Below are 14,093 nucleotides of genomic sequence, written 5' to 3'. Positions count from 1 at the left end.
GTCTAAAAGCACTATACATAAACTAGACAATGTTTTTTTTTATATAGGTAGTGGTAGAATATGCTAAATCTTAATTAAATTGCATGTTCTTAAACTAAACTATGTAATGAACAAGCGTATTTTACTCACATTTTTCTTATTTGGTTTTTGTCTTTTTGTTTCAGCACAAGAAACAATAAGTGTCAATAACAGAGAAACAGATTTTAATTTTAATTGGAAATTTCATTTACAAGATGATACAACCCTTCCAACAACAGTTCCATTAGCCGATGCTAATTGGCGTGATATTAGATTACCACATGATTTTGGTGTAGAGCAATCTTTTAGTGAAGCATTTGAAGGTTGTACAGGATATTTACCAGGTGGTGTTGGCTTGTATCAAAAGCACTTCAAACTATCAGGAAGTACAGAAAATAAAAGTGTTTACGTATTATTTGATGGCGTTTACAATAATGCCACATTTTGGTTAAATGGAAAAAAATTAGGTGAAAACCCGTATGGATATTCGCCGGTGTATTTTGATTTAACACCATATTTAAGTAAAAATTCAGAGAATATTTTAACCGTACACGTAGATCACTCAAGATATGCAGATGCACGTTGGTATACAGGCGGTGGTATTTATCGTAACGTAAAACTAATTACGGTTAATAAACTACACATACCTGTTTGGGGTACATTTATAAAAACACCAATAGCAACTAAAGAAAAAGCTACTATTAATTTAGAAACTACTGTTAATAATCAGTCGTCTAAAAAAAGCAAATTTACTTTAGTTACTAAAATTGTTGATAATAAAGGAAACGAAGTCGCTAAAAAAGAAGATAAACTATCTTTAAAAGGTAATAATAAACAAGTGTTTGTTCAAGATTTTACTGTTTTAAATCCAAAACTTTGGGACACAAAAAACCCAAACATGTACAAGGCGGTAACAAATATTATTCATAAAAACGAAATAATAGATACATACACAACACCTTTTGGTATTAGAAGTTTACGTTTTGATGCCAAATCTGGCTTTTATTTAAATGAAGAACCCACATTGGTTAAAGGTGTATGCATACATCATGCAGCTGGTTTAGTAGGGGCAGCTGTTCCTAAAGGTGTTTGGAAACGTCGTTTAGAGGCATTACAAGCTTGTGGTGTAAATGCCATTAGAACCGCACACAACCCATATTCTGAAGAATTTTTAGAGTTATGTGATGAAATGGGAATATTGGTTCAAAATGAATTTTTTGATGAATGGGATTACGCAAAAGATAAGCGTAAAAATTATCACGATAGAAACACAGATTACATTACACGCGGTTATGTTGAACATTTTCAAAAATGGGCAAAAAGCGATTTAACTCGTACCATGCTGCGCGATAGAAATCACCCTTCTGTATTTCAATGGAGTATTGGTAATGAAATTGAATGGACATATTTACACTACAGGTATGATACCGGTTTCTGGAAAGATCCTAACAACCCTCAAGCAGCCGGTGGTTATTGGGGTAGTGCGCCAATTTTATCACCCGAAGAAATTAAAGCTAATTATGATGCCGCTAAAAAAGGTGAGCATATTTTAACAGAAACAGCCCATAAGTTAGCTAAATGGACCAGAGCTTTAGATCCAACCAGAGTTGTAACAACCAACATGGTAGTGCCTCAAACAAGTATGGTTAGTGGCTATGCCGATGCTGTTGATATTTCTGGTTTTAGCTACAGAAATTTAGATATTGCTTGGGCTAATAAACACTGGCCAGATAGACATATAACCATAAACGAAAACCCAGGAACTTGGGATGACTGGAAACAGGTACTTGAAAACCCAGGCGTGTTCAGTATTTTTATGTGGACAGGTATTGATTATATGGGTGAGCGCGATGGTGATTGGCCTGAAAAAAGCGGTTGGGGAGATTTATTAGATTTAGCTGGTTTTAAATACCAAGGTTGGAATTATTTTAAAAGCATTTGGGTAGATGAACCTCATATTTCAATAGGTACTTTGCCAGTTGCAAAATCAGGCTTTAAACAAACAGGAATTTCTGGGCAGCAGCTGCCAGAAAATAGTAGCGCTTACAAATGGAGAGACTCTAACATGCATTGGAATTATGAAGAAGGTGAACAGGTAGTTGTAGAAGTGTGTTCTAATTACTCTATTGTAGAGTTATTTTTAAATGGTCGTTCACTTGGTAGTAGAAGCATGTCTGAAAGTCCTGATAGATTATTCCGTTGGACTATTCCTTTTGAAGCTGGCACGTTAACAGCAAAAGCAGGTTTTGGTTCACAAAAAGTTACAGCTCAATTAAAAACAACATCAAAACCAGTAGGTTTCACTTTAACTGCAGATAAAACTACGTTAAAGGCTGATGGGTACGATGTTTCTCATTTTGTGGTTCAATTGGTTGATAAAGATGGTTTGCCTGTTAAAACAGAAAATGCAAAATTTGAATTTGAAGTTGAGGGTGATGCAAGAGTTTTAGGTGTAGATAATGGCGCTAGGAGTAATGTTCAAGATTTTAAATCTAATAGTTTAACAAGTGCAAAAGGTAGAGCGTTAATGATTTTGCAATCTAATTTAAAACCAGGTACTATAAAGGTAAAAGCTAAATCTGATGGTTTTGAAACACAAGAAGTAATATTACAAATAAAGTAGTGGTTTGTTTTGTTATAACTTTTAATTAAAACCAAAATTGTAACAAAACAAGTTAAAATAATATAAGCTTAAGGTAACTAAAGCACTGTTTTAAGGGGTTATTTTTTCGTAATTTGAAGGATGTATATTTAATAAATTTCCTTAATTATGAAATTCCTTAAAATAGTGCTTTTGTTTGCTATTGTAGTAGGGTGTAAATCTAAAGAAGCGTCTAAAGAAACACCTGCTAAAAAACCAAATATTCTTTTTTTAGCTATTGATGATTTAAGGCCAGAAATTGGCGCCTACGGTTCAGAAATAGCAATAACGCCAAATTTTGATAAATTTGCATCTCAAGGTTTGTTATTTAATAATGCCTACTGCCAAGAGCCTATTTGTAGTCCTTCGCGCGCTAGTTTAATGACGGGTGCAAGACCTGAAACCATCAACGTTATTGAAAACTTCACCTATTTTAGAGAAGTCAATCCAGATATAGTAACCCTATCTCAACACTTCAAAAATAATGGTTATGAAACCGTTCATACGGGAAAAATATATCATAAAAAAGCATGGGCAGATAAAGAAAAATCATGGAGCAGAGAACCAGCCTATGATAAAATGACTATAAAACCAAACAATACACCAGGCGGTTATGCGTTGCCAGAAAATCAAGAATTCTCAAAAAAAGCTACTGCCGAAGTTATTGCTAAATATGGGCCAAATGCACCAAGAAATGGTTTAGGTAAAGGACCTGCTTATGAAAAGGCCGATGTTGAAGATACCTTTTATGAAGATGGATATAATGCTGAATTGGCTATAGCTACTATGAAAGATATGCTTCAAAAAAATCCTGATAAACCGTTTTTTTTGGGCATGGGTATGAAAAAACCGCATTTAAACTGGTTAGCACCAAAAAAATATTGGGATTTATACAACCCTGATGATATTGCATTAGCCACATTAACTGAAGCGCCAGAAAACGGTGCAACTATGGGCTTACACCCGTCTTTTGAGCTGCGCGCCAGATACGGTATCCCTAAAAAAGGACCTATTAAGGATGAGCAAGCTAGAATTTTAAAACATGCATATTTAGCCTGTGTAAGTTATATAGATGCCCAAATTGGCAAAATGATTAATGCGCTTGATGAAGCTGGTATTAGAGACAATACTGTTATAATTATTTGGAGTGATCATGGTTTTCATTTAGGCGATATGGGTATTTGGTGTAAAGCCACCAATTATGAAGTTGCTACCCGTGTTCCATTAATGATTTGGACCCCAAATATGCCAAAAGAAACACAAGGGGTAAAATCTAATGCTTTGGTAGAGTTGGTTGATATGTACCCAACATTATGCGAGTTAGCTGGTTTAGAAAAACCAGAGCATTTAGAAGGTTTCAGTTTTGCACCTTTAATTGAAAACCCCAATAAAGAATGGAAACAAGCAGCCTTTAGTCAGTTCCCAACACCAGCATTACGTGAGTGGGCTGCAAACCCATTATCACAAGGTATGAGAGAAACCTATTTTGGGCCTTTAATTGAAGATGTTGAAGCTAAAATTAAAGCGCAAATGGGTGATAAATGGGATAGAGATTTATTTGAAAACAATTTAATGGGGTATGCTATGCGTACAGAAAATTACAGATTTATTGTATGGAAAGATTACACAAATAAAGATAGTGAACCATTGTTCTATGAGTTGTATGACCACCAAACAGATCCTGGTGAAACTAAAAACATAGCTCAAGAAAATCCAGAGTTAGTAAAACAATTATTAGTACAATTTAATAAGGGTTGGAAAGGCAACCTTCCGAAGTAAAAAAAGAAAAAGAAAAAATGAAAACCAACAAACTAAAACACCACTTAAACTTTGCATTAGCAGTATGCTTTACGAATGTATTATTTGCTCAAAATCCGTTTTCCGATCCTTCCAATAATGAAGGTTGGATTTTAAATACAACTATTAGTGATGAATTTAATGCACCACAATTAGACACATCTAAATGGTGGATTTTAGGTGAAAATGGAGACTATAGAAATAAATGGAAAGGTAGAGCACCAGGGCAGTTTGCACCACATAATGTTAAAGTTGAAGGTGGCGAATTGGTTTTAACCAGTCAATGGGAGCCTACGTATACCTTTGCCAATGAAAAACAAGATGGTACTTATTACGGAGGTACAGCAACCAGTGCAGATAATAGTAAACCAATTACACAGGCCTGTGTAATGAGTGAAACTTTTTTTAGGTATGGCTATATGGAAATTCGAGCTAAAATAGCCAATGCACCTGTTACTTCTGCTTTCTGGACAACAGGGTACCATTCTGAAATTGATATGGTTGAAAATTATGGTAAAAGGCCTATTGGAAACCCAGAAAACACGAATGCGGTTATTGAAAGAAAGCAAAGAACCAATATGATTAATTGGGACCCCGATGCTCCTTCAAATCATCAAAATTGGAAAGTAGAAAACGATATGGGTGTTAGACTAGCCGAAGATTATCATATTTACGGTTTTGAATGGGATAAAGATTATATAAAAACCTATGTTGATGGTAATTTATTAAGGGAAGTAACACGTCAAACTTTAGAAGCTAATAACCAGTGGAGGCATGATTATCCTCAAGAACTTTGGTTAGATTCTGAGGTTTTCTATTGGTACGGTTTGCCTGCTCAGGCAGACTTAGCTACGCCAGCAGAGTTTAAAATAGATTATGTAAGAATTTGGCAAAAAAACATAACACCACCAAATTTTAATGCCTTAGGTTTTGAAGGTCCTTTTTATTTTCAAGGAAGAAGCCAACATTGGTGGAATGGTCCAGCAGCAAAATGGCGCATAAAAAATGAAAAATCTGCCAGTGGCGATTTTAGTTTGCGTTTTCAGCATTCAGGAACATTTTCAGGCAATTACACAACATTTACACCCTACGGCTCATTAAATTTACCTGCAGGTAGTAACCAAGTTAATTTTAAGGTTTGGATAGATCCAAGTACTACAATAAGTTCATTACGAATGATTTTAGAAAACCCATGGACGGTAATTGATGTTGATGTTTCAGGAGTTCAAAAAGGGCAATGGGTAGAAGTTTCAAAAACATTTAGCCGTAGTGCCGCTTCAAATCAAAGTTTAACAAACGGTGATAGGATAAGGTTTATGTTACAATCTGCAAATGTATCGGGCGCTCAAGCCTTGTTTTATGTAGATGATATCACGTTTGCTAATACGTTAAGTACTGCAAAAAATAATACTGAAAACTTTTCAATTTACCCAAACCCTGCGCAAAATAGTTTACATATTAATTCACCATTAAGCGGTACCGTAAGCGTGTTTAATATGGCGGGTGTTTTGCTTAAAAGTTTTCAAAAAGAAAAAACAGTAAAGAAAATAGATGGTTTAAATTTACCATCAGGGGTGTATTTGTTTAAAATTCAATCGGGTAACACATCTGCTACATCAAAAGTTGTAATTAATTAAAATATGAATAAATACATAAAATATAACTTATGTTTGTTGTTGTCTGGTCTGTCTTTTTTTGCCTGTAAAGCACAACAAATTCAAGATGTATCATTTTCTGAAGATTCTAAAGTTGTATCTTTTGAAGATCGATCACGAAGAAAGTTTGACAATGCTGTTATAGCCGATTTAGATCAAGATGGTTGGTTAGATATGTTGTTAATAGAACATTCTCGTAGAGTAGAATTGTACTGGAATAACAAAGGCACTTTTGAACAAGGAGAACCATTCATTTTTGGTGATACACACGGCATGACGGTTGGCGATTATAACAATGATGGTTTACTTGAAGTACTTGTGCAACCAGGTGGTGGTGATGGCAAAAATCCAAGAAAATTAAGAGCATACACCATAAATACAGATAGAACAATTTCAAAAGAATTTGAATTTAAGCATTTTGAAGCAAGCCGTGGGCGTGCTGTAAAGTTTTTTGATGCCAATAATAATAGCGATTTAGATTTAATTTTATCGGCATTTCCTGCTAAAAATAAATACGAAAGAGCTCATTTTTTATACAAAAAAGACGAATCTAAATATTTTGCTTTTGAAAAATTATTACCATACGCTGATAGGTTTAATATGAGAACAAGCATAACAGATTTTAATAATGATAACATTAAAGATTTTCTGTTTTATGGCGGAAGCAAAGTAATAGCCGTTCAAGGAAATAAAGATTTTGGTTTTACTGATGTAACTGATACTGTATTAGGAAATGTAGCTAACACCAACTTGGTGAGTAGTATTTCTGAAATAGATTTTGATAATGATGGCGATTTTGATTTGTTCCTCACCAGAGCAAAACATCCGTTTGATTCTGAAGCTGATTATAATGCCGAAGATAAAACCTTTTATTTTTTAGCCAGACGCAAACCCTTTCAGCATGATAGTATAAAAGTTAAAGGTGATTTTAAAATTGAAAACCTTCAAATGGCATATCCGCATTTTGATGTGTTTATTGGAAAAAATAAAACTTTATACAAGCGTAATGCTGATAAACACGGGCACCATGACTTAACACTAACCCAGCAAGAGGCTAAAGGTTGGCCAGATGATACTTCAAAAAAAGGATTATACATAGGCTATTTAGGTAACGGTTATTGGCGTATTGGTGGGTTTACAAACGCACCAACAACAGCGGTTATTCACAATGTAATAGAATCTCCTAAAACTATTAAACTTAGGCAGCTTCCTGCTAAATTGTTAGAAAATAGAAACGGAAAATTTGTTGATGTTACCAAACAATTGGGCATTAATATTAATGAGCAAACAACAAGTACAGCAGTGGCCGATTTTAATAATGACGGGTGGACAGATATGTTTATAGTACGCTATGAAAAATCAGCATCTGTTATTGAGCAATTCTTGTATTTAAATAACCAAGGAAAAGCATTTCAACTATCAAAAAATCATGGCATTATTAGAAAAGAGCGAGGTAGCACAGGTATGGGTGCCGAAGCTTTTGATTATGATAAAGATGGCGATTTAGACATTATTTATGCCAACGAACGTGGTAAGTGGCATTTGTTTACAAATAATTTAAAATCTAATAACAATTATGTAGTGGTTAATGTAGGTAATTCACCTTCAGGTAGAGCATCTGCAATTGGAGCCGTTTTGCAGCTAAAGGTAAATGGTAACATTTATAAACGTTTTGTTGGGGCTACATCATCATCATATTCTCAAGGTTTAGATACCTATTTACATGTTGGTTTGGGTGATTATAAAACAATAGATGAAGCCATAGTTACTTGGAGTAATGGCGAAACTTTAAAACTAAATATAAATAGCGTTAATAAAACATACCAAACAAAATAAGCTTTGTTAAAATGAGAAAAATTCATTTCATATATTTTTTATGTTGTATCACCTTAGTGTGTACAGCTCAAGATAACCACTTAAACACCGCAAAATTATTTGCCGAATTGCCAAACATATGCCCAACACCAGATGCTTTTGATGTGGCGCCTGATGGCAGTTTAACTCTATCTTGCCCTAATTTTGCAGACCAATCTAAACCAGGTGTTTTAATGCGCATTACCAAAAATGGAACTGTAACAAAATTAATAGATGTACCTGCATTGAAATCTTCTGGAATTTCTAATCCAATGGGTATAGCTTATGATGATGAAGGAGCACTTTATGTATGCGATAATCAAACCAATAAAGGAAGAATTTTAAGAATAACCTTTGCTGAAAATAAGTTGATTTCTGCTAAAGTTGTTGCTTTTGGTTTCAATTCTATAAATGGTATAAGGTACAATAACGGATATGTTTACATTACACAAACCAGTTTGCCTAAGCTTAAAACCGATAAAGTAGTTAGTGGGGTGTATCGTTTTAAAACGTCTGATAGAAATATTAAAGTTAATAACGATACTTCTGACGATAGTTTAATATACACTTCAACCACACAAAATAAAAAACGTCAAGTAGGTTTAGATGGGTTGGTTTTTAATGAAAAAGGTGAATTATTTGTTGGAAATCTAGGAGATGCTACTATTTATAAACTAACTTTAAATGCTGAAGGAAAAGTAGAAAATGAAGAGGTTTACGCAAAACTTCCTGTAAATTCAGCACCCGATGGAATTAATATTGACAGCAAAGGAAACCTTTATGTAGCTGGGTTTGCACAAAATCAAATTTTTAAAGTTGATACTAATAAAAAGGTGCAATTATTAGCGCAATATCCAGATAATGATGGCGCCCAAGGTGCATTAGATCAACCAGCCGATGTTATTGTTTTTAATGGTAAACTCATTATTTCAAATTTCGATTTAATGGTTGCTAAAGGCATGATAAATTCTAAACATGATAAACCATACACCATTTCATATTTAGACTTAAATGAATAAAAACTAATTATAAATTCAAAATACTTATACTACATAAAATCACTAATCATGGATGTTTTAAAATCTAATTTCTTAAACCTAATTATTGGCTTATTTATAGCGGCTAATATATTGTCTTGTGAGTCTGAAAAAACACTACAACAAGATGCAATGTCTAAAATTGAAACCCTAGAAGGGCTTATGGACAAAGCCAGAAGTAAATCTATTGATGTTACCCGAGAGGAAACTACACTATGGTTTGCAAATGAATTTTTAAAGTTTGCTAATTGGGATGAAAATAACCAAGAAGCCGTTGCTAAATTGTTTGGTTATGAGCGTTACTATGCTCCAAAAAAAGATTCTTTAGCTAAAGCTTTGCCAGATTTTGAGCGTAAAAAAGTTATTCAAATTTTAGATAAAAGTATTGCAGATTTAAATAAAGAGTTAAGTGGAGAAACCAAACGTCGCCCAGTAAATAAAGTAGATTGGCAAAACGCAAAAGCTGCAGATAATATGTTTGTAAGTAACGGAAAACCATCATTTCCTTATGATTATTTTTCTAAAACAGTTGGCCAGCCTTTAACAAATGAAGCTATTTATAATGATCATTTGGGAGCTTTATATCATGGTGGAGAAAATTTATATCCTGTAGATCATGATCGTGCTATAAATTCATTTTTATTAAAAGAAGATGGAACTTTTAATGAAGAATTAATGAAAGAACTAACAGGCATTCCAGATACCAATATTGGCTTTTTATACTACTGGTCTATGGGAATTCCAGAATGGGTAGAAAAGAAAGAACCTGAAATTAGAAAAGGCCGTTCGTTATTCACTGGCTTTGATATTGATAACCCTGTAGCAAGAGATTTATGGGGTAAAATAATTAGAAAAACAGGAGAGCTTACCAAAGGAAAAAAAGTAACGGAGTTAGGTTATGTGTTTGCTAATGAGCCTCATTGGTTTTCAGAAAAAGACCATTGGACTTACAGATACAAGGAAATGAATGGTATTTCAAAATATACCTTAAATAATTTTAGAACTTGGTTAAAAAATAAATACAACAACAATTTAGCAAAACTAAATACAAATTGGGAATCTAAATTTAAAAGTTTTGATGCTATTACTATTGAAATTCCTATTGATACAGCTTTAAGAGGAAAACCAATTTGGTTTGATTGGTGCCGTTACAACATGCAGCGTAGCACAGATTGGTTTACATTTATGCAAAATGAATTACATACCGTAAATCCTGAGGCAGATACACATATAAAATTATTCCCAAGAACGTTTTATGAAGATTCTCGTTCGCATGGAATGGATTTTGAAGCCCTTACAGAATTAACAACCATGATAGGGCATGATGCTAAAGCTTTAGGTAGTGCAAGTATTAGGCCTCATATAAATTCTGATTGGACTAAAGATTATGCTTACAAGTGGGACGGAATGGCCATTTTACACGATTTTTTAGAGTCTGTAGCTCCTAACAAAATCAATGTAAATTCAGAATCACATTTCCTGTCATCAGGTATGTGGAGAGATCTAGATTCAAGAACTAGTTACGTACGCAACGTTTATTGGCTAGCAACTTTAATGGGTATGGATGCTAACACTGGTTGGTTTTGGGCGCGTGACCCAGACGGTTCTCCTGAAGATAGGTTGGAAGGCGAATTAAACTTTTTTGATCCTGGTTTAGGTGGCGCATATGCTGGTTCAAATAACATGCAACCTCACATTACCAATGAGGTTACACAGGTTATGTATGATTTAAATTCATTCTCTGAAGAAATTATTGAATTACGTAAGCAACCACGCCCATTACGTTTATTTTATTCTGAAACATCAGCAATAAACACCAATAAATACATGACGGAAACTACAAAATTATATAAGTCGTTATTTTTTGAAGGCTTGTCGCTTGGTTTTGTAACTAAAAATATCATTGAAAAGCAAGATAATAACACCTGGAACACCGTAGTTGTTTACAATACAAAGTATGTAACTAATAATGAGTTTGCTGCTTTACAAACGTATTTAAGTAATGGTGGTACTGTTATTTTAGATTCAGAAGAAAGCCTTTCAATGGATGAATATGGTAAAAAACGAAACCAAAAATTACAAGCTGGTAATGGTAAATTAATTGTTTTAGAAAATGCCAGCATTTCAGAAATAAAATCAAAAGCTTTAGCTGAGGTTGCTAACGCTATGCCCGATGTTGTTGTAACTTCAGATAATGGACAAGAATTTAAAACAACAGTATCGCGTGTTGTTAAACAAAATGATGGCTCGTATTTGGTTAATTTACTAAACGTGGGTAACAATACAGCAAAAATCACATTATCATTAAAATCAGGAACCATAAGTTCTATCAAAAATTTAATGACAGGAAATACTGTTGAGGCTACATTTAACCTAGCATCAGAGGAAGTATTGTTACTAGAAGTAAAATAATTTTAAAAATAATATCTGTTGAAAAAACAATGTGTAAGCATATTGGTTTTGTTTTTAATTGTTTCAAGTTGTAAAACAAAACAAGTGGTTTTAAATGATAGTTTTAAGCCATTATCTGAGCCTAATTCAAATAATTGGCAAATGGTTTCTAATTTGTCTGATGAGTTTAATGATGCTGAAGTTAACTGGAACAAATGGTTTAAAACATCAAATTTACCAAATACTACAGGTTGGAAATGGAATAACTCACAAAATGTGACACTTGAAAATGGTGTTGCAGAATTAACCATGCGCCATAATGAAAATAATGTTTCAGATAATGGAACTTATTTTAAATCTGGTATTTTAAAATCAAAAGAAACCTTTACAACAGGTTATGTAGAAGCAAGAATTAAAGGAGCGGTTATTAATGTACCTGGACCAAAAAATGGCTATGGTGTTTGTCCGTCTTTTTGGTTGTATAGTAATTTTGATAAAGAAGCTCAAGAGGGAAAAACTATTTATTGCGAAATTGATGTAGTTGAATTACAGCAATTCGATTGGCACAATGGCCACCAAGATGATATTAAAGATTCAGACCATAATTTACATTTAGTAAAAAAAGTTAACGGTAAAGGTGTTTGGTTTCGTCCCAAAAAATACCCTGAAACGCAATTAAATAAATACCGTTTACCTGATGACCCAAGTAGAAATTATCATGTTTATGGCTGTGAAGTAAATGAAAAAGAGATTATTTGGTACGTAGATGGTGTTAAAATAGCAAGCAAGCCTAATACAGACTGGTACAGACCAATGAATGTTACAGCCTCTTTAGGTTTAAGACGACCTTTTGTTAAGTTTTCAAATAATGCAAATAGAGCTGTAAATCCGCTAAAAGACGAAGAGGCAAAAAAACAATTAGAAGGAATGCCAACTACCATGTATGTAGATTATATTAGAGTTTGGACTAAGAAATAAGCACACAAATGAAAAACCTGTTCATAATCTTATCCTTGGCTATAATGTTTAGCTGTAAAGAAAGAAAGAGTGAGGTTAAAAAGCAGCCAAACATTCTTTTTGTTGGTATTGATGATTTACTACCAGAATTAGGATGTTACGGTTCAGACATTGCAATAAGTCCAAACCTAGATAAATTTTCTACCCAAGGGCTTCAATTTAATAAAGCCTATTGTCAACAAGCTATTTGTGGCCCCAGTAGAGCAAGTCTTTTAACGGGTATAAGGCCGGAAACTAATGGTGTTTTTCATAATTATATAAAATTTAGAGACACTAGTCCTAACGTAATTACACTGCCTCAGCATTTTAAAAATAATGGTTATGAAACAGTTTATTGCGGAAAAATTTTCCATCATGGCGACTTAGATGATGAAAAATCTTGGAGCAGATTGCCTTCTGTAGACAGCATGAAAGCCAAGGGTATAAAAGATCCTGTTGGTTTTGCTCTAGAAGAAAATTTAAAGGAGCGTAGTGCAACTCGTAAAGCCATGTTTAAAACATATGGAAAAGTAGCCCGATATGGTTTGGCTATGGGGAAAGCATATGAAAATGCAGATGTTCCTGATAATACATATTCAGATGGGTACAATACCGAAATGGCTATTGCAACAATACAAGATATGCTCGCTAAAAACCCCGATAAACCTTTCTTTTTGGGGCTTGGGTTTAACAAGCCACATTTAAACTGGGTTGCTCCCAAGAAGTATTGGGATTTATATAATCGTGATGATATAAAATTGACTTCACAAACTCATGCTCCAGAAAATGGTGCGCAGGTTGGTTTGCATCCCTCATTTGAATTACGCGTTAGAAGTGGAATTCCGAAAATAGGAGAGATAGAAGATGAATTGGCTATAACGCTTAAACATGCATATCTAGCTTGTGTAAGTTATGTAGATGCACAAATAGGAAAGATGATAGCCGCTTTAGAAGCCGCTGGTGTTAGAGATAACACAATTATTATTATTTGGAGTGACCACGGTTGGCATTTGGGAGATATGGGTATTTGGGGAAAGGCAACTAACTACGAAATTGCCACAAGAGTTCCTATGTTAATATGGACGCCCGATATGCTCAAAGAAGCACAAGGTAAAAAGACAGAAGCTTTAGTAGAATTAATAGATATGTACCCTACACTTTGTGATTTAGCAGGAATAGAAACACCAAAGCATGTTGAGGGAACAAGTTTTAAACCACTTATTAAAAACCCTACTATATCATGGAAAGGTGCTGCGTTTAGTCAGTTTCCATCTCCAGCCTTAAGAGAATGGGGAGCATTTCCTATTCGTCCTGCAATGCGAGAAACATATTTTGGGCCACTTCTTACTGAAGTAGAGCAAAAAATTAAGAATCAGCAAAAAGCGACTTGGAATAGAGATCTGTTTGAAAACCATTTAATGGGATACGCCATGAGAACGCAACAATATAGATTGATTTTATGGAAGGACAGAACTAACAAATCTAAAAAACCTGTTTTTGTTGAATTATATGATCATAAGGTAGACCCTCATGAAACAGAGAATATTGCAGAAGAAAACCCAGAATTGGTAGAAAAATTAGTCCAACAATTTGATAGAGGCTGGAAAGGAAATAGACCCATCTAAAAATTGACGTTAAGCAACTTTAATTGAACGCATAAACACATAAACATTATATAATTGAGCTTATTTTGAAATAAGCGTA

Annotated in this window: 8 protein-coding genes; all 8 read left to right on the top strand. The window is 33.9% G+C overall.

Annotated features, from left to right (window positions below):
- The first annotated feature begins 106 nt into the window (after nt 1–106).
- The 8 genes from ACYX4H_RS01175 (at nt 107) to ACYX4H_RS01140 (ending at nt 14,014) form a co-directional block, all read left to right on the top strand.
- Complete coding sequence (locus ACYX4H_RS01175; protein ID WP_476237391.1) at nt 107–2,641, top strand: glycoside hydrolase family 2 TIM barrel-domain containing protein; 2,535 nt, start codon at nt 107–109, stop codon at nt 2,639–2,641.
- 147 nt (nt 2,642–2,788) lie between these two features.
- A complete protein-coding gene (locus tag ACYX4H_RS01170; protein WP_476237390.1) occupies nt 2,789–4,438 on the top strand; it encodes a sulfatase in 1,650 nt (549 codons plus the stop codon).
- Between the two features lie 17 nt (nt 4,439–4,455).
- A complete protein-coding gene (locus ACYX4H_RS01165) occupies nt 4,456–6,093 on the top strand; it encodes a T9SS type A sorting domain-containing protein (protein ID WP_476237389.1) in 1,638 nt (545 codons plus the stop codon).
- Between the two features lie 3 nt (nt 6,094–6,096).
- Entirely contained in the window at nt 6,097–7,947 is a 1,851-nt protein-coding gene (locus tag ACYX4H_RS01160) for a CRTAC1 family protein (RefSeq protein ID WP_476237388.1), read from the top strand.
- Nucleotides 7,948–7,958: 11 nt separating this feature from the next.
- Complete coding sequence (locus tag ACYX4H_RS01155) at nt 7,959–8,984, top strand: SMP-30/gluconolactonase/LRE family protein (protein WP_476237387.1); 1,026 nt, start codon at nt 7,959–7,961, stop codon at nt 8,982–8,984.
- 48 nt (nt 8,985–9,032) lie between these two features.
- Nucleotides 9,033–11,414 carry a beta-galactosidase gene (locus ACYX4H_RS01150; protein WP_476237386.1) on the top strand — a complete coding sequence of 794 codons (2,382 nt, stop codon included), beginning with the start codon at nt 9,033–9,035 and terminating at the stop codon, nt 11,412–11,414.
- Between the two features lie 18 nt (nt 11,415–11,432).
- Entirely contained in the window at nt 11,433–12,371 is a 939-nt protein-coding gene (locus tag ACYX4H_RS01145; protein ID WP_476237385.1) for a family 16 glycosylhydrolase, read from the top strand.
- 8 nt (nt 12,372–12,379) lie between these two features.
- Entirely contained in the window at nt 12,380–14,014 is a 1,635-nt protein-coding gene (locus tag ACYX4H_RS01140) for a sulfatase (RefSeq protein WP_476237384.1), read from the top strand.
- The last annotated feature ends 79 nt before the right edge of the window (nt 14,015–14,093 follow it).

This window comes from Seonamhaeicola sp. ABD4_340 (assembly GCF_056312135.1).
This window is presented reverse-complemented; position numbering and strand designations above follow the sequence as displayed.